The sequence below is a fragment of the Deinococcus aquatilis DSM 23025 genome (assembly GCF_000378445.1).
Lineage (GTDB): Bacteria > Deinococcota > Deinococci > Deinococcales > Deinococcaceae > Deinococcus > Deinococcus aquatilis.
On the sequence record NZ_KB899700.1, the window covers coordinates 21,602 to 44,430 of the forward strand.

The 22,829-nt window shown below is 62.9% G+C and carries 21 protein-coding genes; 6 read left to right on the forward strand and 15 right to left on the reverse strand.

All coding sequences use genetic code 11. From position 1 onward, the window contains the following. Positions 1–88: 88 nt before the first annotated feature. Positions 89–1,501 carry a mercuric reductase gene (locus F561_RS0104875; protein ID WP_019008829.1) on the reverse strand — a complete coding sequence of 471 codons (1,413 nt, stop codon included), beginning with the start codon at positions 1,499–1,501 and terminating at the stop codon, positions 89–91. A 320-nt stretch (positions 1,502–1,821) separates the two neighbouring features. Between F561_RS0104875 and F561_RS0104880 the strand changes: the two genes are divergently transcribed. Beyond that, a complete protein-coding gene (locus tag F561_RS0104880) occupies positions 1,822–2,325 on the forward strand; it encodes a DcrB-related protein (RefSeq protein ID WP_083922320.1) in 504 nt (167 codons plus the stop codon). Between the two features lie 74 nt (positions 2,326–2,399). On the opposite strand, the gene F561_RS0104885 is transcribed toward F561_RS0104880, so the two are convergent. The 4 genes from F561_RS0104885 to F561_RS0104900 all read right to left on the reverse strand — a co-directional run bounded on the left by F561_RS0104885 (position 2,400) and on the right by F561_RS0104900 (position 6,447). Beyond that, a complete protein-coding gene (locus F561_RS0104885; RefSeq protein ID WP_019008831.1) occupies positions 2,400–3,278 on the reverse strand; it encodes a carbohydrate ABC transporter permease in 879 nt (292 codons plus the stop codon). Beyond that, complete coding sequence (locus F561_RS0104890) at positions 3,268–4,212, reverse strand: carbohydrate ABC transporter permease (protein ID WP_019008832.1); 945 nt, start codon at positions 4,210–4,212, stop codon at positions 3,268–3,270. The genes F561_RS0104885 and F561_RS0104890 overlap by 11 nt, the downstream gene beginning before the upstream one ends. Positions 4,213–4,400: 188 nt before the next feature. Beyond that, on the reverse strand, positions 4,401–5,693 hold the full coding sequence (locus F561_RS0104895) for an ABC transporter substrate-binding protein (protein ID WP_019008833.1): 1,293 nt from the start codon (positions 5,691–5,693) through the stop codon (positions 4,401–4,403). Between the two features lie 52 nt (positions 5,694–5,745). Beyond that, entirely contained in the window at positions 5,746–6,447 is a 702-nt protein-coding gene (locus tag F561_RS0104900) for a glycerophosphodiester phosphodiesterase (protein ID WP_019008834.1), read from the reverse strand. 239 nt (positions 6,448–6,686) lie between these two features. Here F561_RS0104900 and F561_RS0104905 point away from each other — a divergent pair, with 239 nt between their 5' ends. Both F561_RS0104905 and F561_RS0104910 read left to right on the forward strand, forming a co-directional pair. Then, positions 6,687–8,729, forward strand: a complete 2,043-nt coding sequence (locus F561_RS0104905) for a zinc metalloprotease (RefSeq protein ID WP_019008835.1) — start codon at positions 6,687–6,689, stop codon at positions 8,727–8,729. A gap of 361 nt (positions 8,730–9,090) precedes the next feature. Continuing rightward, positions 9,091–9,546 (forward strand): hypothetical protein, encoded by a 456-nt coding sequence (locus F561_RS0104910; protein ID WP_157451574.1) that lies wholly within the window; start codon positions 9,091–9,093, stop codon positions 9,544–9,546. A gap of 300 nt (positions 9,547–9,846) precedes the next feature. On the opposite strand, the gene F561_RS0104915 is transcribed toward F561_RS0104910, so the two are convergent. Beyond that, positions 9,847–10,611 carry an ABC transporter permease gene (locus F561_RS0104915; RefSeq protein WP_019008837.1) on the reverse strand — a complete coding sequence of 255 codons (765 nt, stop codon included), beginning with the start codon at positions 10,609–10,611 and terminating at the stop codon, positions 9,847–9,849. Between the two features lie 380 nt (positions 10,612–10,991). After that, entirely contained in the window at positions 10,992–11,762 is a 771-nt protein-coding gene (modA, locus tag F561_RS0104920) for a molybdate ABC transporter substrate-binding protein (RefSeq protein ID WP_019008838.1), read from the reverse strand. A gap of 295 nt (positions 11,763–12,057) precedes the next feature. On the opposite strand from modA, the gene nhaA reads away from it, so the two are divergent. After that, positions 12,058–13,356: a Na+/H+ antiporter NhaA gene (nhaA, locus tag F561_RS0104925; protein ID WP_019008839.1), complete on the forward strand. Its 1,299-nt coding sequence runs from the start codon at positions 12,058–12,060 to the stop codon at positions 13,354–13,356. Positions 13,357–13,538: 182 nt separating this feature from the next. Further along, positions 13,539–14,399 (forward strand): site-specific integrase, encoded by an 861-nt coding sequence (locus F561_RS0104930; protein ID WP_019008840.1) that lies wholly within the window; start codon positions 13,539–13,541, stop codon positions 14,397–14,399. Positions 14,400–14,437: 38 nt separating this feature from the next. Here the strand turns inward: F561_RS0104930 and F561_RS0104935 are convergent, their stop codons facing one another. Beyond that, on the reverse strand, positions 14,438–15,598 hold the full coding sequence (locus F561_RS0104935) for an ABC transporter permease (protein ID WP_019008841.1): 1,161 nt from the start codon (positions 15,596–15,598) through the stop codon (positions 14,438–14,440). Between the two features lie 244 nt (positions 15,599–15,842). Here F561_RS0104935 and F561_RS0104940 point away from each other — a divergent pair, with 244 nt between their 5' ends. Next, positions 15,843–16,379: a glycosyl-4,4'-diaponeurosporenoate acyltransferase CrtO family protein gene (locus tag F561_RS0104940; protein WP_019008842.1), complete on the forward strand. Its 537-nt coding sequence runs from the start codon at positions 15,843–15,845 to the stop codon at positions 16,377–16,379. Here F561_RS0104940 and F561_RS0104945 read toward each other — a convergent pair. From F561_RS0104945 to F561_RS0104975, 7 genes are all read right to left on the reverse strand, one after another. Continuing rightward, positions 16,358–17,092: an SDR family oxidoreductase gene (locus tag F561_RS0104945; protein WP_019008843.1), complete on the reverse strand. Its 735-nt coding sequence runs from the start codon at positions 17,090–17,092 to the stop codon at positions 16,358–16,360. The two genes, F561_RS0104940 and F561_RS0104945, sit on opposite strands and share 22 nt — an antisense overlap. Beyond that, the gene (locus F561_RS0104950) at positions 17,089–17,628 is read right to left on the reverse strand and encodes a dTDP-4-dehydrorhamnose 3,5-epimerase family protein (RefSeq protein ID WP_040379888.1); all 540 of its coding nucleotides are present in this window, start codon (positions 17,626–17,628) and stop codon (positions 17,089–17,091) included. Before F561_RS0104950 ends, F561_RS0104945 begins: the two co-directional genes overlap by 4 nt. A gap of 24 nt (positions 17,629–17,652) precedes the next feature. After that, on the reverse strand, positions 17,653–18,552 hold the full coding sequence (gene rfbA, locus F561_RS0104955) for a glucose-1-phosphate thymidylyltransferase RfbA (protein WP_019008845.1): 900 nt from the start codon (positions 18,550–18,552) through the stop codon (positions 17,653–17,655). Next, a complete protein-coding gene (rfbB, locus tag F561_RS0104960; RefSeq protein WP_026298612.1) occupies positions 18,549–19,589 on the reverse strand; it encodes a dTDP-glucose 4,6-dehydratase in 1,041 nt (346 codons plus the stop codon). Before rfbB ends, rfbA begins: the two co-directional genes overlap by 4 nt. Next, positions 19,586–20,875, reverse strand: a complete 1,290-nt coding sequence (locus F561_RS0104965) for a glycosyltransferase (RefSeq protein ID WP_019008847.1) — start codon at positions 20,873–20,875, stop codon at positions 19,586–19,588. Before F561_RS0104965 ends, rfbB begins: the two co-directional genes overlap by 4 nt. Positions 20,876–21,049: 174 nt before the next feature. Next, complete coding sequence (locus tag F561_RS0104970; RefSeq protein WP_019008848.1) at positions 21,050–21,928, reverse strand: hypothetical protein; 879 nt, start codon at positions 21,926–21,928, stop codon at positions 21,050–21,052. A 190-nt stretch (positions 21,929–22,118) separates the two neighbouring features. Then, complete coding sequence (locus tag F561_RS0104975; RefSeq protein WP_157451577.1) at positions 22,119–22,799, reverse strand: hypothetical protein; 681 nt, start codon at positions 22,797–22,799, stop codon at positions 22,119–22,121. Positions 22,800–22,829 lie beyond the last annotated feature (30 nt).

Below are 22,829 nucleotides of genomic sequence, written 5' to 3' on the forward strand. Positions count from 1 at the left end.
ACAGCACCGATCTGGAATTAAACAGAGTGCCGCACATGTCGGTTTCCGCCTCTGTGCGGAACTTGCAGACCTTCCTGAGCAGGTGGATTCAGCCCGCCGCTTCCCGCTTTCCCTGTACCACTTCTGGCACACCCATAAACAGGTTGTTGATGGATTCGCTGAGGGTCGGGTGTGCCAGGACCGCGTTCCGCAGCGTGGTCGCCGTCAGGCTGCCCATCATCGCCAGTTGCAGGGCGCTCATGATCTCGCCGCCTTCCGGTCCCAGCACGGTCACGCCCAACAGTTGGTCAGTTTGGTCGTCCACCACAGCCCGCATCAGTCCAGCCGTGGCTCCGGTTTCTATGGCGCGGGCCACCGAGGTCATCGGCAGGGTGTAGATCCGGGTGGGACGATCCAGCTTCTGCGCCTGCTGGCGGTCCAGTCCCACGCGGCCCAGCTGCGGGTCGGTAAACAGCGTATAGGGCGCGGGGCGCTCGCTGACCCGGCGTTGCTGGCCGTGCAGCACGGCGTCGCGCACAATCCGGTAATCGTCGTAGGAGATATGGGTAAAGGCCGGGCCGCCCTTGATGTCTCCCAGGGCATACACGCCCTCAGCAGCCTGGAGGTGATCGTCCACCACGATAAATCCATGCTTATCCAGGGCCGCGCCGGTGGCCTGCACGTTCAGGGTTTCGGTGTTGGGAATCCGGCCCACGGCCACCAGCAGATGCGAGCCGCAGAGGGTCCGGCCGCCATCCTGACTGGCATCCTGACCGGTGAGATGCAGCGTCACCTCTTCCCCGCTGCGTTCGGCGCGGGCCAGTTGTGCGCCCAGCACAAAGCCCACGCCCTCTGCTTCCAGGGCCTGCCGCAGGGACGCTGCCACGTCCTCATCTTCGTGGGGCAGGAGGCGCGGGCCAGTGTCGATCACCGTGACCCGGCTGCCGAGGCGGGCAAACAACTGAGCAAATTCGAGGCTGATGTAACCGCCGCCCAGAATCAGCAGATGCGTGGGCAGGTCGCGCAGGTGCAGGATTTCCCGCGAGGTCATGGCCCCGACATCGGCCAGTCCGGGCACCTCGGGCATGCGGGGTCTGGCCCCGGCGTTGATGAACACCGAATCCGCGCGGAGTTGCCGTGTGCCGCCGCCGTTCAGGGCCACCTCCACTTCCCGCACACCAGTAAAACGGGCGCTGCCGTAGACCAGTTGTACGCCCGCCTGCACAATTCCGGCTTCGCTGCCCTCCCGGAAACTGCCCACAATGCCCTGCACCCGGTCCACAATCTGGCCCAGATCAACCCGCACGGTCCCGGCATGGACGCCCAGGGCCGCCGAGTGCCGGGCCACATGCGCGGCGTGGGCGCTGGCAATCATGGTTTTGGTGGGCGTGCAGCCCTCATTCACGCAGGTGCCGCCGACATGTTCGCGCTCCACCAACGTCACCGACCACCCCGCGCGGGCCAGTGCGCCTGCCAGCGGGCCGCCTGACTGCCCCGCCCCGATCACCAGCGCCTCAGGCATGGGCGGTCACATGGGGGGGGCGAGGGGCGACGGCATCAGAGATTGATTGGGTCATGGAATATCCTTTGGAGTGGAAACGGGGAAAAGACCGGGTGGGATAAGCGCGGAATAGGCGAATACGCAGAGTCATTCCAGCCAGATTGCTCAAGCAACCGCACATCTCTATCCTCTATATCAAGGTACGCAACGTGAGGGCGCAAGGTTCAGGTAAGGTTCAGACGGACGCAGAATCCACCTCAGCCCACGCGCCTCCCGGCCCATGAACCCTCTCCTCAGATTTTCCCAAGACGACCCGGCAGGCTCCCCCGTAAGCTCAGCCCATGCAACATTCTTTACGGTCTGGAGTCGTGCTGGCTGCCCTCGCTTCGGTTTCGGTGGCAGGCGCTGAATATGTCAACGCTGCTGAAGGGTTCGCGGTCACGGCCCCCAGAGGTTGGAAACAGGTCAGCGTACCGGGGGTGGTCGTGGCCTTCGTCGCCCCAACTTCTGGCGGCAAGTTCTCGGTAAATAGCAACGTGACTGTAGAGCCGCTGCCAGCCGGCGTGACCATCTCGCAGTACGCGCAGGCCGCGCAGGGCACCCTGAAACGTGTGATCACCGATTACAAACTGGTGTCGTCACGCAACGTAACGCTGGGCGGCGTGGCGGGGCGCGAACAGATTTTCAGTGGCCGACAGGGTGAATTCAACCTGTACTTTATGCAGACGTTTGCGCTGTCGGGCGGCAAGGCGTATGTGCTGACGGGCACCACACAGTTCAAGGACAGGGCCAGCCTGACCCCGGTGATGGCCGCATTCGTCAAGAGCTTCAAGTTCAGGCGCTGAGCCGGCACAAGCACAAAGAGAGGCAGGCCCAGGATGTTGCTCTGGGCCTGCCTCTGTCCTCCAACGGCTTCAGTTCACTTGTCTTCCGTGAGCGCAAAGCCCCGGCTGAACTGCTTTTGCAGGGCCGTAAAGACGATCAGCGGCGGAATCATGGTCACGATCGCGCCCGCCATCACGGCGCCCCAGTCGGTCTGGCCGCCCACTTCGATCAGACGGCGCAAACCGACCTGTACCACCTGTTTGTCATCGTTCTGCAAAATCACCAGCGGCCAGATGTACTGATCCCACGCATACACGAACTGAATGACGGCCAGCGCCCCGATGGTATTCCAGCTCATGGGAATCAGGATGCGGGTCAGGTACAGCAGCGGGCCGCAGCCGTCGATGCGGGCGGCGTCGGCCAGACTGGTGGGGATATTCATGAAGTGCTGCCGGAACAAAAAAGTTCCTGTGGCGCTCGCCAGAAACGGCACGATGATCGCGGCGTAGGTATCGGCCCACTTCAGATCCTGACTGACCAGATCAAACAGGGCGATAATCAGCACCTCGGTGGGCAACATCAGCGACAGCAGCACCAGCGTGAAGGCCAGACCCTTCAGGGGAAAGCGGAAATACACGAAGGCCAGGGCCGCCAGCAAGGACAGGATGGTTTTGCCCACCGTGACGGATACGGCCAGCACCGTGCTGTTGAACATGTATCGTCCCAGCTTGGCGTCCACCCACACGCCCGACAGGTTGTCGAAAAACGCGCCGCCCGGCAACAGTTTGGGACTCAGAACATCGCTGGAAATCTGGGTGGATTTGATCAGGGCAAACAGCAGCGGCGCACTGATAATCAGGATTGCCACGATCAGGGCCAGATGCGTGACCCAGACGCGCCCATGCCTGCCTCTGCCCCGGCCTGCGCCGACCTGTCCGACGCCCACCGCGCCTCCCCGCAACTCACGCGCCATAGTGCACCTGCCGTTCTCCAACCCGGAACTGCATCCAGGTGATGAAGGCCACCAGCGCCAGCATCAGGGCCGCCTGAGCCGCTGCCGCTCCGGTTTTGAAATTGACGAAACCGTCCTGGTACAGCTGATAGACGAGGAAGGTGGTGGCCCCGGCGTTGCCCGTGTACGGCCCGCCTTTGGTCAGAATGTCGGTGAGCGCGAAGGAATCGAACAGCGCGGCAATGATGTTGGTGAACACCAGAAAGAAGGTGATCGGCGTGAGCAGCGGAAAGGCCACCCGCCAGAACACCTGTGCCCCCGACGCGCCGTCGATTTCGGCAGCTTCCATCACGTCGCCGGGCAGGTTCTGAATGGAGGCCAGATAAAACACGATGTTGTAGGCCAGCCCTTTCCAGATCGCTGCCAGCGTGACCAGCCCGAAGGCGAGGCTGGGCGTATCCAGCCAGCGCGGGCGCACATCGAACAGCGAGCCCAGAATCTGGTTGACCACCCCGATCTCCGGATTGAACAGGAACAGCCACAGCGTACCGGCGATGGCCGGACTGAGGGCGTAGGGGTAGATCAGCAGCAGCCGGTAGGTGTTGGCCCCGCGAATGGGACGGCTCGCCAGCCACGCCAGCCCCAAGGCCGACAGCAGGCCCAGGCTGACGGTCAGTACCGTAAACACGAGGGTTTGCAGCGCCACCTGACGGTAGGCCGGACTGAGGAGCAATTCGGTAAAGTTCGCCAGCCCCACGAAACGCTCGGTGCCCAGAATCACGTTGGCGCGGTAGGCGGCCAGCCGCAGGGTTTGCAGCGCGGGCAGGTACACGAATACAGCCAGAATCAGGAGGCTGGGCAGCAAGAACGCCCACGGCAGCGCCACGCCCCGGAACACGGCGCGTTCTTCGGCCTCGGTGGTGGGTTGGGCACGGGTGGCAGCAGGCTTCAGCATGATCGGGTTCTCACAGGCAGGGACTCCTTAGACAGCGCTGCTCGGGCAACACTGGGTGGACAGTTGAATAGACCGAGTACGGCCCGCTTTCCCAGATGCAGGGAACGCAGGCCGCCGGAAGGTCAGTCGGCTGGAGCTGTGGTCAGGGGCCAGAGCTTAGGGCTCAGAACCCATCGCTCCCAGCCTTCTTACTTGAAGTTGGCGTTGTACTCGTTCAGTGCGGCGTCGGCGCGGGCTTTGGTTTCCTGCATGGCGGCGTCTACGCTCTGGCCCGCCAGTACCTTCTGGATTCCTTCTTCGATGATCTTGCGGGTCTGGATGGCCGCGCCGTTCAGGCCGCCTGCGGTGGCGGGGCTGGGCACGGTTTTGGTGAGCTGGTTGAAAGCCACGAGTTGCAGCGGTGACTGCGTGAACCAGCCCTGCTTACGCAGCAGCTCGATGCTGCTCTGGCGCACGGGGTAATAGCCGGTCAGTTTGTGCCAGTCGGCCATGTTTTTGGTGTTGGTCATGTACAGCGCAAAATCCAGTGCGCCTTCGGCCTGCGCCTTGCTCACGCTCTTGGAAACCCACAGAGACGCGCCGCCGATGACAACGCCGTTGCGCTTGGTGCCGTCGGCAATGGGCAGCACGCCCACGCCCACCGTAAATCCACTGGTTTTGGCGGCGTCACGAATGTTACCGATGTCGGCAGTCGAGGTGATGTGGAACACGGTCTTCTGGTTGGTGAAGATGGCGTCGCTACCGTCCCAGTCTTCCAGTTTGCCGGTGTAGGTGAAGGCTTTGTTGGCCTGCAAGGTCTTGAAGAAGCTGAAGATGTTCTTGGCAGCGGCGCTGTCGAGGTTGGTGGCGGTGGCGCGGCCCTGACGCCCGTTGCCGTTGTTCAGCAAGGACGCGCCCTGCTGCGCCATCCACTGTTCCACGAACCAGCCGTTCAGGCTCATGCCGAAGCAGGTCGCGCCCAGCTTGGCGGCCTCGATCTTCTGGCAGGCTTTGAGCAGGCCGCTGTAGGTGGTGGGGGGCGTTTTGGGGTTCAGGCCCGCCTTTTTCATCAGCTCCTGGTTGAAATACAGCACCGGGCTGCTGGAATTGAAGGGCAAGCTGTTGACCTTCCCGCCGATGGTGTAATAGTTGATGACGGGCTTGATGTAATCGCTGAAATCCACGGCCTTGATGCCGCTGACCGGCTGAAACGCGCCGCTGTCGAGGGCCAGTTGGCTGCCCACTTCAAAAATCTGGACCAGTGCCGGGGCCTTGTTCTGGCGGGCGGCCAGGATGGTGGCCTGGAGGCTGTCGTTGTAGCTGCCCTTGTAGCTGGGCACCACCTTGATGCCGGGGTTGGCCTTGTTGAACTCGTCTGCGCGGGCCTGAATCCAGCCTGTGCGCTTGGCGTCCCCGAAAGAGTGCCAGAATTCAACGGTGGTCTGGGCAGTGGCTGTACCCGTCAGGGCCAGCGTCAGCAAGATAGTTTTCACGTTGACCAAAGTAGACGCCTCCTATCAGCGCCTTGTCAAGAGCAACCCACCTCACACTTGACTAGACTGTCATTTGTTTTGCTGAAAGGGCGGTGAGCAAGACTTCCGGGAGATCTCCGATCAGACCGTCCACGCCGAGGGCGACCAGCCGCGCCACCTCTGCTGGATCGTTCACTGTCCAGGTGTTCACGCGCCAGCCGTGCGCCCGCGCCTGCGTCATCAGGCGTTCGTCGATCAGCGGGAACATGGGGTGCAGGGCCGCTGCCTTCAGGCGCCGCATCACCACAGGCACGGCGTCCAGCGGGCCAAAGCGGTACGCCCGGTGAATCAGCAGGCCGCGCTCTATGGAGGGTGAATGGTTCAGCGCCGCCGCCAGCACCAGCGGGCTGAAACTGCTGATGATCACGCGTTCACGCAGGCCATAAGCCAGTACCGCGTCCAGGGTGCGGTGGACCCGGTCGTCGGGGCGCGTGGCCTCGACCTTGATCTCTATGTTCACGTACGCGCCCGTGTCGGCGGCCCAGGCAAGCGTGGCGGCCAGGGTGGGTACGTCGGCGGGAAGTTCCGCGCTCTGCATCTGCGGCAACTGGCGGCCATCCTGAAGCGCGGCGTCGTGGTGAATAACCAGCGTTCCGTCGTTCAGGCGGCGCACATCCAGTTCTATGCCGTCCAGTCCGGCGTCCAACGCGGCCTGAAATCCGGTCAACGTGTTCTCGCGGTGGAGGCGGGGGGTTCCTCGGTGGCCCAGCAGCAAAGGCGTCATGGCCGTCAGGGTAAAGCGTGGCGGCGGTGGCCGTGTCAGGAGAGAACAGGAACGGCGATCAGAACGGGTTGCAAAGGGCAGTCGCTGGGCAGAGAGGCAAAGCTCTACGGAATTTTCTCGGTGGTGGTATCGTACCGGAACCCACAGATGACACTGAGATGGACTTATTCCCAACGCAGATTCATCAACAGGAGGGGGACGGGTGTCTACTCTGTGCCTCACAGCTTAAAGGAGAAACGATGAAAGCAAGATTTGGTGCGTTGACGTTGCTGGGCCTCACCCTGACTCTCTCTGCCTGCGGCGGCCCCACCGATCCGACTGGCCCTGTCGTCCCGCCAAATCCTGACGTGTTCAACCTGAATACCCTGAAGCCGGGTCAGCACCGGGAAATTGAGGCCAAGATCAAGGTCAATGTCGTCATGGTGGGCTACGACGCGACCCGGCCCGGTCAGGTGGCAGGCCCCCGCGACGTGAATGTCAGCGATTTTGATGGCCTCCTGCCGGCGACCGGGCGCAACATTGCCCGGATTCCTTCGGCGTACGGCACGCTGGAACCCACCGGCAACAGCTACCAGTACGATTACAATTTCGTGTACGCCAACCAGAGCTTCGAGGACGGTTTTTTCTCGTATCTGACGAACAATGGCAGCGAAAAGGCCCTGACCTACTACCAGAAAGCCTACAACTGTCAGGACGTGCCCGCAGACGGGAGCACTCCCAACTGCGAAACCCCGGCGACCAACATTGCCCGCCCCGTGACCGGAAATCTGGAAGTCGACGGCGCGGTGGCCGAGAACTGGCTGGCCGACAACGCCGCCAGGATCGGCGTGGACAGCAGCCAGTACACCGTATTTCTGGTCAACTGGTACGGACGGTCCGACTTCAAATTCCACAGCTACACCCGCGCCGAAGCCAAAGACAGCGATACCAACACCGCGTTCGGGGCCAGAGCGTCGCGCCGGACCAACGCCTGGGGCGGGACGCCGCGTGAGGGCAAAAACCAGCGTGTGTGGTTCTACGATCTCTCGGCCAACCCAGAGGCGTGGACAAACAACTGGGACGTCACCTCTGCTGATGTCGACGGGGACGGGGTGCCCGATTACCGGATGCCCCCCATCTGGGAATACGGCACGCGCAAGGCCACCTACCGTTTCTTCACCAAGGTCGGCCCCGATCTGGCCCTGGTCACGCGCTATGTGGCGCTGAACCTGCTGTTTACGCCCTCGCCCATCTACCGCGCCTCGTTGACGCCGCCCAACATGCCCGAAAACATCAACCTGAATGTGGCCTTCGAGCAGGGAGCCGGGGCCAAGCCCGTAGATCAGGTGTTCAAAGCGCAACTGTCTCAGAGCCGCTTGCAGCCGCTTCAGCCGTTTGCCACCCTGACCAACTCGGTCCGCACCACGCCGCTCACGGGCGACCTGTTCGACGCCTACAAGTGCCTGTTTCCTGAAACGATCAACGATATCTGCTCCCCCGACCGGGCCGACTACACGGGTGACCGCCTCTTCAATCTGGGCCTGAACGAGGTGCGCGAGCAGTACAAGACGCTGACCGCCTATCAGGTGCCCATCTACGCCTTCAACGACGATCAGAACACCCAGCCCGGACTGTTGGGCGTGGCCATCGACGACGGCGTGACCGGCACGCAGGCCCTGGTTTACAGCTTCCTGACGCCTGACCTGAATGAAGTCGCAGGCTACGGCTTTACCGACACCATTACACACGAAACCGGCCACCATTTCAGCCTGTCTCACCCCCATGACGGCTACGATGCCGAGACCAACACCGATTACGGCCCCAGCGCCGATTTCGCCTTCGTGAATGCGGGCGACATGAGCAACACCGTGATGTCGTACAACGACCTGACTCGCGGCTTCGGCCAGTTCAACCTCGACAGCCAGTACCGTTACCTGACCGCTGCCTACCTGAACAACACCAACGCCGTGCTGGAGCTGGTGCAGGAAGCGGGCAAGGTACAGGCAGTCAATGCTGCCGCCGGAAACGCCGATACGCTGTTTGCCAGTGCGCTGGGCAACTACCAGAACATGAACTATCTGGAAGCAGCGTCGCAGGCGCACAAGGGCTACCGCGCCGTGATCGAAGCGGCCCGCAGCGCTGGCGTGAATGTGGAAGCCTACAAGTGGTACGAGCGTCTGGACGGTCTCTCTACCGCCGCCAAACCCCAACCCCGCCGCGTCAACAACTTCTTGCCCGTGAAGGGCACGGCGATTCGGCCTGAAACCAACGATTACCTGACCAAACTCCGCCTGTCGAAGTAACGCCAGGAGGTCTGCTGAACGGGCCACTCCGGTCTGAAGCAGCTCAATAAGACGTTGGTCATCTCGGTTCATCACCATAGGCTGGTGAACCCACACCGGAAAACCACACCCGCAGGGCGGACAGGGCCACGACCCTCCCGCCCTGTGCTGGGTTGCGGCGCTGTGTCTGGAGGGAGGGCAGATGGTTGAATTGCAGATGAAAGCTGGGAGGAAAGGCCGGATGTCGGGGTGGCTGAGAGCGGCCCTCCTGAGTCTGTTGACGGGTGGTTTTCTGGCCCCGCAGTCTGTAGCGCAGGCCACTTCCCCTCTGCTCACCTCTCCCCGCACCGTTCCTGGCTCGCCACTTGTTCAGGGGACGTCCATGAATCCGTATGCCAGCACTGACCCCCGCCTGAATGCCGTGCGCCCGGTGCTGGAACTTCTGGTCACGTTGCGCCAACTGACCGACCCCGCACTGATGCTGACCTCCAGTCAACGTGAGCGGCTGTCTTCCCTGTTGGACTCGCTTCAGGCGGCTCCCGCCCTGGAAATCGGTGATGCCGACCGCCTGAATGCCGAGCTGAACGCCGAACTGTCGGCCACCCAGCGGCAACAGTTGGAGCGTGTCCGTACCGCTCAGACGGCCCGCCTGCGCACCCTGCTGACCCGCGCCCGGTTGGCAACCCCGGACGGCCCACCACAACTGGCCCGCCTGGCTTACGGGCAATGGCTGGGAGCAGAAACGGTCACCGCGCTGCTGACCACTCCAGACCGCGCCACCGTCACGCGCCTCGTGCGGGCGGCGGCCCTGCGTACAGAGGCGGCGCTGAAGCTCTAGCGCGTGGTCAACAGCTTCTGACTTCAGGTGTGCCGTGGGGGAATGCCCTCCACGGCACACTTTTTTTGGTCCTCGTTCCTGTTCGGGGCTGTGCAGGTCTGCCTTGCCGCTTGCCGAATCTGCCGCCTTCAGGTCAGTTCCCGGAGTAACAGTTGATACGGACTTGCTCTGATTCCCGAACATCCGGAAAAGCACCAGATGTTCGTCCATCGCCGCCAGCCCGTACTTTTTGCTACTCGCTCTGCTCGGATGATTCTCACGAATCATCGCAATTTGGTATGAGAAGGAACTCTGGGCCACTCAGCTCCCGCGCCGCCCCGCCGTCAGGACGCGCACCAGCAGCAGCACCCCGAAGGCGAAGGCCACCATGATCGCGCTGAGCACCAGCGCGGGCCGCAGATCGCTTTCCAGGGCGCTGTAGATGGCGAGGGGAATGGTGCGGGTTCGGCCCTGCAACGATCCGGCAAACAGGATGGTGGCTCCGAATTCGCCCAGCGAGCGTGCCCAGGCCAGCACCAGGCCTTCCAGCAAAAATGGCAACGCGAGGGGGACGGTGATGCGCCAGAAGACGCCCGCGCCCCCGGCCCCGTCCACCCGCGCCGCCGCTTCTATGTCCGGGTCGTAGGCAGAAAAGCCCGCTCTGGCTGTGCGAACGTAGTAGGGCGCACTGGTAAACAGCAGGGCCAGCACCACCGCCGCCGGACTGAAGGCGAGGCCGATTCCGGCCAGTTCCAGCGGGCGGCCCAGCACTCCCGACTGGCCGAAAGTGAGCAGCAGCGCCACACCCGCCACCACCGGAGGCAAGGTGATGGGCAAGTCCAGCAGCGTTTCCAGCAGCGCGTGACCGGGAAAGCGGCGACGGGACAGCAGCCAGGCCGTGGGGGTGCCCAGCAACACTGTCAGCAGCAGACTCAGGCCCGAAGTCCACACACTGACCCGCAGGGCGTCCACGACCACTGGACTCAGCAGCGTGGGCAAAAAGTCGGCGGTGATCCCGCGACCCAGCAGCACCAGCGTCGGCAACAGCAAAAAGACCACCAGGACGGCGCTCAGGGCCAGTGGCAACGGCGGCCAGGACGGGCGTTTTATGGCCTGACCTGGCCGGGTCGGAACTTATCGGACCGATCCCAGGCGAATCCCGCCGTATTGAAATTTGGCGAGAAGTGACCTGAATACCCGCGCAGGCAAGCGGCTGGGACAAAAGGCAGCTTCCCTGAGCTGAACGCCGAGGCGGCTGGCTGGCGGCTATACGGGAACTGGCCGGAACGTTGCAGGCCGGGTCGATCAACTGGACGGGGGACGCGGCGCGGCACAGACACCACGCCAATCTATCCCGGCCCATCCATCTCGGCCAATCGAGAGCGGTGGTCAAAAGTATGGTTTGCTGTTGACCGAATGGAAGTATCGGAAGTCTCTTGTCTGACGCGGTGCTTTGGACCCCTGCTCTAACGTGCCCTGACAAAGCCCCACTTGCCCAGCACGCGCTGGCCCTCGGCAGACAGCACGTAGGCGATGAAGGCCCGCGCCGCCGCTGGGTTCCGGCTGGAGGCCAGAGGGCCGACAGGGTAACTGACCAGCGGATTGAAGCGCGTCGGCAGGCCGATGGTTCTCACGTCTTTTTTGAGGGGGGGCGTCACGTCGCTGACATAGACCACTGCCGCGTCCCCCTGTCCCAGCTGAATTTTCACGGCCAGCTGCCGCACATTGGGTTCCTCGCTGACCACATTGGCCTGCACACGCCTGCCAAAGTCGCTTCCGTAGGTTCCGGCTTTCGTGATCAGGTCAAAGGCTCTGCGGGTGGCGTCTCCGACGGGCACATTCTTGTCGGCCAGCACCAGCCGGACGCCGGGGCGGGCGAGGTCGGCCAACGTCTTGACTGCCGAACTGCTTCTGGGCGCAATGACGGTCAGGCGGTTGCGGGCAAAAGTCTGACCCGGTGCGGCGCGGCCTGCCCTGACGAGCGGGTCGAACTGGGCGGCGTTGGCACTGGCGAACACGTCGGCCTGTGCGCCCTGCTCCAACTGCGTGCGGAGGGCCTGCGAGCCGGCGAACTGAAACACCGTCCTGTTTCCGGTCTGGGCATCGAATTTCTGACCTATTTCGGTAAAAGCGTCGGTGAGACTGGACGCCGCGAACACGGTGAGCTGGGCAGCCTGGGCACCACTCAGGGAAGCCGCGCCGAGGCTGAGAGAAAGCAGAGCAACAAAAGAGCGCATCGGCTCAAGTATGTCGTGGTGTGGGAGCCAGGGGCGCGGCCTCATCCCACTGCTCTGTCTTTACCGACACCTTATCTCCTTACAGTCGTTGCCTGCGGTGCCGTACACTTGATTCACAGTAACGCCGTTCTGACGGCAGGTGCCAACGGCCATACGTTGACCTGGTGGAGTCCGCATATCGGCCTCCGCTTTTGTTTATGTCGTGTCTTTTTTTCGCTTCTCTGTGCATCTGTTTGGTTCAGGCACATTTGCTGCTGTCCCCTTTTCGATCCGCTGTCCCTGTTCTGGAGGTTTTATGTCACCGTCCCCTGTTGCTGCTTCTCCCTTTGCCCGGTTTGTTCACAATGGAGCTTTTGCAGGCCTGCTGCTGGTCTGCACGGCGCTGATCGCCTTCGTCTGGGCCAATTCGCCCCTGCGTGACAGCTACGCCACCTTTCAAAAGACCTACTTTTCTCTGAACCTCGGTGAGTCGTCCCTCAGGCTCTCGCTGGAGCACTGGGTCAACGATGGCCTGATGGCGGTGTTTTTCCTGCTGGTCGGGCTGGAAATCAAGCGTGAACTGCTGATCGGTGAACTGGCCTCCCGGCGGCGGGCCACCCTGGCTGTAGCGGCAGCGGCGGGAGGCATGCTGATTCCAGCGGGGATCTACGCGCTGCTGAACGCAGGGGGGCCGGGCACCTCGGGCTGGGGCGTGCCGATGGCGACCGATATCGCCTTTGCGTTGGGCGTGCTGGCGTTGCTGGGTTCACGCGTGCCTGTGGGCCTCAAGGTCTTCCTGACCGCCCTCGCCATCGTGGATGATCTGGGCGCGGTGCTGGTCATCGCCCTGTTTTACACCTCCGGGGTGCAGCTCGCCTTCCTGGGACTGGCCGCCCTGACCTGGGGCGCGGCCCTGGTATGCGGACGGCGCGGCGTGGTGAGCCTCAAGCTGTATGCCGTGCTGGGCATCTTGCTGTGGTTTTTCGTCCTGCAGTCGGGGCTACACGCCACCATCGCCGGAGTCCTGCTGGCCTTCGCCGTGCCGATTCGCAAGCCTGACCCTGCCGGATACCTGGCCTCCCTGACCAACGCGGCCAAACCCGGACGCGGCGAGCAGGTCGGGGCACGCCTGCGCGATCTCGAAGACCAGCTGGAGCGCTCTCAGAGTCCGCTGCACCGCCTGGAACACGCCCTGCACCCGGTCGTCACCTTTGCCGTGTTGCCCGTCTTCGCGCTGATGAACGCGGGCGTCGCCGTGTCGTCGGGCGGCCTCGGTACCGTGTCGTTGGGGGTCACGCTGGGCCTGCTGCTGGGCAAACCGCTGGGCGTGGTGGGGGGTGCATGGCTGGCGGTACGGATGGGTGTGGCGGCCCTCCCCCGGCGAGTTACCTGGCCGCAGATGGTCGGCGCAGGGCTGCTGGCAGGCATCGGCTTTACCATGAGCCTGTTCGTGTCCAACCTCGCGTTTGACGATGCGGCGCTGCTGACCCAGGCCAAACTGGGTGTATTGATCGCCTCGGTGATTGCGGCGGTGTTGGGCGCAGTCTGGTTACTGATGGCCACCCGTCAGGAGAAACAGAATTCGGCGTCGATAAAAGCAGAGGCGAATCTCTGAGCTGAGCTTGACCGACGTGGAAATCCGGAAGGATATTGAGGTTGATCAGGCGGGCGTCTGCGAAGGCGTCCGCCTTTGATGTGGGTGCTGTACAGACCGAGAATCTGAAGGCGGGATAATCAGAAAGATCGTGTATACAAATAAATACACAACAATTCTCCCGGATCTACACTCCTATCACCATGAATCCACAGGAAGAACGCGCTCTGGTGCTTATTCAGGCACTTCGCGACGCCGATCTGGAGCAGCTGACTGCCACGCTGCATACGGCTGGACTTCTGAGCCGCCCCTTGCCACAGGTGCGGGCCAATCTAAAGGCGATTTTTGCTCAGGCGCAGGCCGATCATGTGAATCTGCTGCATCCTCCCGCCGATTTTCAGACGTGGTTGTATGGGCCGCTCCACCACCATCAACACGGCAAAACCGTTAGCCCCAACACGGTCATTGCCCGCCTGAGCACCCTGCGGGGCGTGTACCAGGCGCTGCTGCGGGAAGAACTGATCGGGCGTGACCCCCTGCGTGACTTTCCCTCGCCGCCGCCGGTACGCTCCACCGATCCGCTGCCCTCTGCCGCCGAAATCCGGCAGTTGCTCCTGCACGCCGCCGCCCTGGACGACACGCTCTGCGCCGCGTTGACCCTGACCTATGAACACGCGATGCAGGCCCGCGAACTGATCGCGCTGCGCTGGGGGGCGCTCGATTCGGCGCGGGGAACCCTGCTGCGCCGCCGCACATTGAGCGTACTCAGCGCTTCGGCACAGGCCGCCCTTCAGCCACTTTTGACCCGTGCAGGCGGCCCGCTCCACGCTTCCGAAGAGCTGCAAATTTTTCCCTATGACAGCCTCGACGCCCTGAGGCTACAGACACTCAAACTCTGCCGCGCTGCCAATGTGGAGTTTGTCAGTCCAGCCGTGCTGAGGCGCTGCGGCCTCCGCGACCACGACCTGACTGCTCAGCAAGCTGGATTCAGCGATCCTCAGGCCTACAAATTGGCGCTGGATGTGGCACAGACCCTGGGAGTACGCGGGAGAGAAGAAAGCTGAGGCTCAAGACTCGCTCTGCCGGGTTGACCTGGGCAGACTCAGGCCCGGCCCAGAGCCGATACGATCTGGACTTTTCCCGCTGCACGCGCAGGGAGCAGGCCCGCTGCCAGCCCCAACACCAACGAGATTCCGAACGCCAGCCCCAGCAGCCGGGGCGTGAGGGCCGCCGCGTCTATGCCCGCCAGATTCTGGGTGTACAGGTTGACGCCCCCGGTTCCCGCCCAGCCCAGCAGGACTCCTACTGCGCCCCCGACCAGCGCCAGCAGCACACTTTCAGCCAGGACCAGGGCCCGCACGAACGCAGGCCGCGCCCCCACAGCCCGCAGGGTGGCAAACTCGCGCATTCGCTCGAACACGCCCATCATGACGGTGTTGGCAACGGCCAGACCGCCTACCAGCACGGCAATCAACGAGATCCCCAGGCGGGCGGCGTCACTGATCTTCAGGGCGCGGTCGACAAAGCCCACGAAGTCCGATTGGGTCTGGACTTCCAGCTTGAGCCGCCCCGAGAGGATGTCGGCGGTGCGGCCTGCCGAGGCCCGCCGCAGCAGTTTGATCGCCACCAGCGACACCTTGCCCTGCGCTCCCAGCGCGGCTTGCAGGGTGCCGATGGGCAGGAAGATGAACGTATCGGTCAGGCTGTTTTCGGGGCGAATGATGCCGATCACACGCACGCTGGCCTGCCGGTTCAGCCGCAGCGAACTGCCCAGTTTCAGACCCAGATTCTGGGCAATTCTGGCTCCCAGCACCGCCACAGGCTGTCCTTCGTCGGCGGGCCGCAGCAGCCGACCCTGCGCCGCCTGCACCCCAGAAAACAGCGCCTGAATCCCGCTTTCGGCAGGCAGACCGTAAAACACGGCGCTCTGCTTGGGGTCAAGGGCCTGACGCAGGTTGGTCACGACAGGCGTGATCTGGGCAAACCCCAGTTCTTCTGTCAGGGCCCGCAGATCGTCGGCGGTGCTGGCCTCCAGATTGGGCGCAGGCAGCAGCCCCTGAGCAAAGCCGTTCAGCGACACCTGCAAGTCGGGGCCGATGCTGCCCACCTCCTGAGTAAACACCCGCCGTACGCCCTCTCCCAGCGACAGGAACAGCACCATGCTCGCCACGGCCACCGCCAGCCCCGCTGTGGTCAGGGCCGCCCGAACAGGACGGCGAATCAGGCCGCGCCACGCCAAGATCCACAGGTCTCTGCTCTTCATACGGCTTGCACCTGAAAGCTTCTCGGGCGGGCGTCCAACCGGGCGACCGGATTTCTTGCTGGACCTGCCTGAATTGCAGCCCAGAGGAAGCAAACTGACAGGCCATGCAGTACAGACGCATGTCCAGCGCTGTTGCGCGTGTGGGAGGAGAGAGCCGGAGGCAGGATCACATCTGCCAACCTATCCCGGCAGTGCCCCGGCGGTCTGGTCGCATTTCTCCATTTATCACCGCTATGCTCGGCCCATGCCTCAACCTTCGTCTCATCTGGCCTGGCTGGGCACTGTGCCGGGACTGGTGGGGGTGGCGGCCGTGGGCTGGCTGGCAGCGCGGATCTTCGGCATCCATGGGCCGCTGTTTGCCGTGACCGTCCATATCGCCCTGATGCGTTGGGCGCTGTTCGTCTTGAGGGCTGTGCAGCCAGAGTTGCGGGGCCGCTGGTTCCGGGTACGCGGCTGGGAGGCAGGCACCTACCGGGCGCTGGGCGTGATGCGCTACATGCAACTCCTGCGCTGGGTCGGATGGGAGCAGTTTCGCCGCACAGCACAGGGCTTCAGCGGCAGGCGGGCATCGCTGGTCACCTACGAGCGGGCGACGCGGGAGGCTGAGTTCAGTCATGTACTGCTGGGGGCCATCGGTTTCGGGCTGGTGGTGGCCGCCGCCGCGCTCGGGAGCTGGAACACGGCGGCGTGGCTGCTGGGGGCCAACCTGTTTTTCCAGGTCTATCCGGTGCTGCTCCAGCGCACCATGCGGTCACGGCTTCAGAGGTTGGGGGTGGGCTGAATTCGGCGTTTCAACCTCTGCCAACGCTGCACGTTGAGGCTCACGTCGCGGGGAAGCGGTGTGCCCGCCGTGGTGCGGCTTCCCTCCTGAACCTCCGGGCTGCGGCGGCGGGCAAGCTCAAACACACTTTTACGCTCGGTGGCAATATGCAGGGTTTCCACTTCCAACTCCGCCACATGTAATACGGCCAGCGCAATCTCAGGAGCGATCAAATCCACATAATCCTGACTGGTGTAGGCGTCACTGTAGGCCACAGCGTAGGGGAACATCCGGGGGCGAAAACTGGTGCGAATGATCAGATGACGCCTCGCCGCACGCGCCGCTTCCTCCGCGACCAGTTTGGTAAGGCCGTAATAATTGACTGGCAAGCCGGGTGAATCTTCTTCCCGGTAATCGCCCTGAATGCCATCAAAAACATAATCGGTGCTGATATAGACCAGCCGACTGCCCAGCGCATTGGCCGCATGAACCACATGGCGGGTGCCTTCCACATTGACCTTCCAGCAGGCTTCCCGCTGACGCTCTGCCCCGGCCACATCGGTATAGGCAGCGGCGTGAATGATCAGCTCTGGACGCTCCTGAGCAACCACCCTGTCCACCTGCGCAGCGTCCGTGATGTCCAGCTCAGCGTGCGTGGGTGCAACAACGTTCGGAAGCAGTGCACGCAGTTCTGTTCCCAGTCTGCCGCTGCCACCCGTCAGCAAGATCTTCACCCCCGGTCCTCATCCCACAGCTCAGGCCCGAAATGATCCCAGGGGATGCGGCCCTCGTTGGGGTCTTGAAGGTCGAACTGAGCGTCTGCCGTATACAGAAGAGTCGCGCCCGCATCCCCTGCCTGATAACCGTGAGCCACTCCACTGGGAATCGACAGCAACGCAGGTTCTTCTCCGGTGAGAATCAGTCTGCGCTTGACGCCCAGTGTGGCGCTGTCGGCGCGGACATCAACCAACCAGACCAGCAGCTGACCCGTCAGGACACACCACAGCTCGTTTTGCTCTGTCTTGACGTGGATATGAAAGGCGTTGACCCGCCCCGGCGCTGCCCAGGCCACACTGATCTGGCGTGGAGTCAACGGGTCCGGTAGCCCCTCTACACCCGTTTCGTTCAGGCGGAGGTACTCCATAAAAGCGCCGTTTGAACTCCGTATCTTTCGTAGCGGCTGTATCCGGACTCCCGTAATGGAGGGCGGGGGCGGGTAGGTCTCGAAAGTCAGTGCATCTTGGATCGATGGAGGCAACAAAATTTTCATCCTTTTATCCTCGTCCCGGCGGTTTCAGGGGGACGCCCGGCCTTCCCGGCCCACTTTGAGAAGGTACTGTCCATACGGACTGTTGCCGTACTGCTGGGCCTGCTCAAGCAGTTGCGCCGTGGTGATCCACTCCTGCCGCCAGGCAATTTCTTCCGGCGAGGCAATCTTCAGCCCTTGACGGCGCTCGATGGTTTGAATGAAGGTTCCGGCCTCCAGCATGCTGTCATGGGTGCCTGCATCCAGCCAGGCGAATCCTCGCCCCAGCATCTGCACCTTGAGCTGTCCCTGCTCCAGGTAGGCACGGTTGATCTCCGTAATTTCGAGTTCTCCACGGGCCGAAGGCTCAAGCTGGCCCGCCATCCGGGTGGCCTGTTCATCGTAGTAGTACAGCCCGGTGACAACGAAATCAGACTGGGGATGCGCCGGTTTCTCCTGCAAGGAGTTCACCTGGCCTTCAGCATCGAAGCCGATGACCCCGTACCGGTGTGGGTCGCGCACCTGATAGCCGAAGATCGTTGCCCCAGAGACCTGCTGGTGAGCAGCACGCAAATACTGCGCCAGATCGTTGCCGTAAAAGACATTGTCACCCAGAATCAGGGCGCACGCCTGACCGCGCAAAAAATCTGCTCCGATCAGGAGCGCCTGAGCGATTCCCTGAGGTTGATCCTGCACCGCGTAGCTCAGCGAAATACCCCACTGAGAGCCGTCTCCCAGAAGGTGCTGAAAAAGCGGGGTGTCGCGGGGTGTAGAAATAATCAGCACTTCGCGCAGGCCACCAAGCATCAGCGTGGTCAGCGGATAGTAGATCATCGGCTTGTCGTACAGCGGCAGAAGCTGCTTGGACACCGCCTGCGTCGCCGGATAGAGCCGGGTACCCGCGCCTCCGGCCAGGATGATTCCCCGGCGGACAGGGGGGGCGGTCATGCCCCGGTATCCGGCAGGCGGGCGGAGTACTGCTCCTGGTAATACTGACGAAAAGATCCCTCGCGAATCGGTTGCCACCAGTCGGCATGTCCGGCATACCACTGGGCGGTTTCGGCAATCGCCTGCTGACAGGTGTACTGGGGTACCCACCCGAGGGCACGCAACTTGGTCACATTGACCGAGTACCGCCGATCATGACCGGGACGGTCTTTGACATGCTTGACCAGGCGGTGGTCTTTACCGAGAGTGTCCAGAATCACGGCCACCATCTCCAGATTGGCGATTTCTGCTCCAGTACCTACGTTGTAAATTTCTCCTGGTTGCCCATGCAACAAAACCGCTTCGATGCCTGTGCAGTGATCATGCACATGGGTGTAGTCGCGCTGCTGAAGGCCGTCGCCATAAACGGGCAGCTCTCTGTCCAGGAGGGCGTTGGTAGAAAAAAGGGGCACTGCTTTTTCAGGATGCTGATAGGGACCGACTGTATTGCTTCCACGGGTCGTCGTCACCCTCAGCCCGTAGGTGATGAAATAGGCCTGAACCAGTTGGTCTGCTGCGGCTTTGCTGGCGGCGTAAGGACTTCGGGGCGACAGAGCGTCTTGCTCTAGACGCTGCTGCGGCTCGGGCACATGTCCGTACACCTCATCGGTAGACACCTGATGAAACCGGATTTCAAGTTCACGGGCAACTTCCAGCAGGACGTGAGTACCGCGCACATTGGTTTCGGTAAAAACGAGGGGACGCACAATCGACTGATCGACGTGCGTTTCAGCCGCAAAATTGATGATCAGATCAATGGCGTGATCCTGACAGACCTGAAGAACCTGCTCCTGGTTGGAAATATCGCCTATCACCAGCTGTAGATTCGGGTGCGCCCAGCAGTCGGCCAAATTTTCCTGGCGGCCCGCATAGGTGAGCAGGTCATAGACCACGATCCGGCACTGTGGATGGCGCGAGAGCCAGAAACGCACAAAGTTGCTGCCGATAAAACCACATCCGCCCGTGACAAGAAGATTTTGGGGCAACGTCCCACTCATTGCGTCCCTCCCGCATACACCGGCTGGCCCGTTCTCGCCAACTGCTCGACCAGACTCGCAGCCTCGTTGGGGGCGTCGTGGCGGCCCATCTCGGCAGCCAGGGCGCGGGCACGGGCACGCATTGGATTTTGCACGGGCAGCAGGGTTCGCACCGCTTCAAGCAACCTGGCGGACGTGGGCGCGTGGGTTCGGAGATTCAGGCCCACGCCCGCCACCTGCACCCGGTTGGCAACTTCCGCCTTGTCCTCGCTGGTGCCTGCCGCCACAATGGGAATGCCGTGTGCCAGTGCCTGCTGAACGCCGCCGTAGCCGCCATTGGTGACATACACATCCACATAGGGCAGAAGCAGAGAAAATGGAACAAAAGCCGTCGTGCGGGCATTGGCAGGCAGTGGGCCGGGAAGCGCCGTGTCCTGCACGCCCGCGGCGATCACCAGCATGTCTTCGGTGCCCAGCGCCTGTAAGGTCGGCCAGATCAGGGCGCGGGGATCGGTGGCCAGCGTGCCCTGCGTCACCAGTACCACCGGGCGGGTTTTGGGGTGCTCGGTCAGCTCTGGCCACCACTCCGGCAGGCTCCACCGGGCAGGCAAGGGGGGGGTCATCGGGCCGATGAAATGCAGTTGCGGCGGCTGATCGTGGGCTGGGTACTCGAAGGACGGCACGCTGGCCTGCAACATCAGGTGCGGGGCGGTGGGCGGCACAAATGGGCGGGGCCGGACCCCCATCCGCCTGCACTGGCCTGCCAACTGGCGCGAGGCGGCCCCGAAAATCAGGTGTGGTGCCGCCCAGTGCAGCGCCCGGTTCCTCAGGCGGCCCCAGCCCGAGGCGTTCGGCAGCACGCCCAGTCCAAATGGCGCAGTGTCGGTGCTGACGATGCCCAGCGGCAACACGCCCAGCAGAGCGCAGGGTGGGCCACCCACTTCGGCCAGCAGCAGCGGCGCGATCAGGGTCTGTTCGGCCAGCACCGCGTCGGGCCGCCAGAAGCGCTGAAGAATCTGGATGTCCCGGAACTGCGCCTCAATCTGCCCCACGAAAACGTGCTGAATATCGAACTTGATCTGACGTAACCCCGTCAGGGCGTCCCGGCCCGGAAACGCCGTCTCAAAGTGAGCATCGTCAAAGTCGCGGGCATGAATGAACGGCTCCCATACGGCCCCGGTGCGCTCCACCGCCGCCGCATACTTGCGGCCCGTGTACCAGCGCAGCTCGTGACCCCGCCGCACCAGTTCCTGCGCGATAGGCAGAAGAGGTTGAAGGTGGCCCGCAATAGGTTGTGAAGCAATCAAAATCTTCAGCAGACGCCTCCCTGTGCTGGCTGTGCCGCGAATTCAGGTGGTAACACGGCCCTGTTGTAACACGGCCCAGCCATTTTGCTGGCCTGCCTCATAACGCAGTGGGTGGGGCAGACAGGTTTTCCCCATCTGCCCCACCCTGACGCCTCCAAGGCAAGCCTGCCGCGCTTACCTATCGACTGTAAAGCTCCAGGTCACAGCCGCGCCAGCCGTGCCGCCCGCAAACATCTTGGAAAATGGAGTCGCCACGATCCGGTGGTCGCCGGGCGAAAACACGCTGGCGTCACAGGCGTAGTAGTTGCCCTTCTTGCCGGAGTTGTCGCGGCCATCGACGCACAGGGCGAAAGGCGCCTCGTTTTCCAGCACGGTCTTGCCGGTGCCCGTAAAGCGAACGCTGCCCACGCCCGCCGATACGTTGGCCCGCACGTTCAGGTGGCGGGGCAGGGCGGAGAGCTTCAGCCGCGCTCCAGCAGGAATGGGGTCATACCCCGGCACCGGGCGGTCGGTATCGGCGTTGATGAGGGTCAGGCTGGTCACGGCCAGCGCCGGAGCCGCGCTCCTGACGATGGTCAGGTTCACGCGCACCGAGGGGCCAGCCGCGCCGCTGCCGTTGCCGGACGCGTAACTGGTGGCGCTGATCTGGTGATTGCCGGGTGCAAACACGTTGGGGGCACAGGCCGCATAATTGCCGCCGCTGTCACTGCACAGGGCGTAAGGACCGCTGCTCTCGGTGCGGAAATTGCCCTGATTGTCCAGCCCGAAACGCACGCTGCCCACCTTGCCCGCAGTGTTGGCCCGCACATTCAGGCGCGGCGGCAACTTGGACAGGTCGAGCGTGGCATTCGGCGCGATCGGATCGTAGCCGGGCACAGGGCGTTCGGTGTCGGCATTGATCAGCGTGAGGCTCACGACGGTCGGATTGACGACGATGGACTGGGCCTGGACCCGGTTCTGGGCGGCGGCCAGAGGCGCGAGGCTGCCCAGGGTCAGAAGGGCCAATGCTGGACGGATCAGGTGGGTACGGCGGGCAGAAAAAGCGTTAGACATAGCACTCCTTGTGAGGCGGGACGCGGAAAGCCGGACTTCCGGGACTTCCACACGGTGAGAGACTCCCTCCTACCGGAAGGTTCTCCCCGGTCTACCGCCTCAGCATGACGCCGCGCTGACTACACTTCACAGGTTTTCTTAACGTTGGCAGACCAGTTTTAATGACTGTGCTGCAAGAAATAATGGTCTCCTATCCTGTCGAACGGGATTGACCCCTTCTCAACAAACGGACCAGCACAACTGATGAAATCAGCATGATGACAACCATTGCCGCCAGAAGCGTGGACCGCAGCGGCCCTGGCCGGATCAGGCGCTCGGGAAGGCTGGGATTGTCGCGCCGCCACACAGCGGTCAGGTCGCGGGCCAGTTCCTCGCCCCATTCGGTGATGATGGCCTCAAAGGGTCGCCGCGTGCCTGTCTCCGAGTACAGTTCGGACCATCCGGCGCTGAAACCGCGCTTCTGACGGGTGGCTGCCGCCCCTGCCCCGTTGACCTTCAGCGACACCGTGTAGCTGTAGGTGTTCTGGCCGTAGCCGATATAACTGCGCGGATCAAGGTAACGCACGCTGATCTGCATCCTCGTCTGGCCGACCTGCCCGGTACAGGAGGGCCGCCGCTCGGAGCGCACCCCGTCCTGTTCGAGGGCAGTGGTCAGGCGTTGGGTCAGGGCCGCTTCCAGTTGGGGCCGGGCCTGTGCCACACGCTCAGGCGGCACGGCCTCAAAGGTCACCTGTACCGCCGCTGGGTCTAGGCACAGCGTCACGCCGCGCAGGTCGGAATCGGCCTCGCCGTGTGCGCCCGCACTGCCCAGCATGGTGGCCACCGTCAGGCAACAGAGGCGGCGACTTGCAGAGCGAAGAAGGCGGTGCATTCAGGACCAGCTTAGATCATTGGAAGAAGA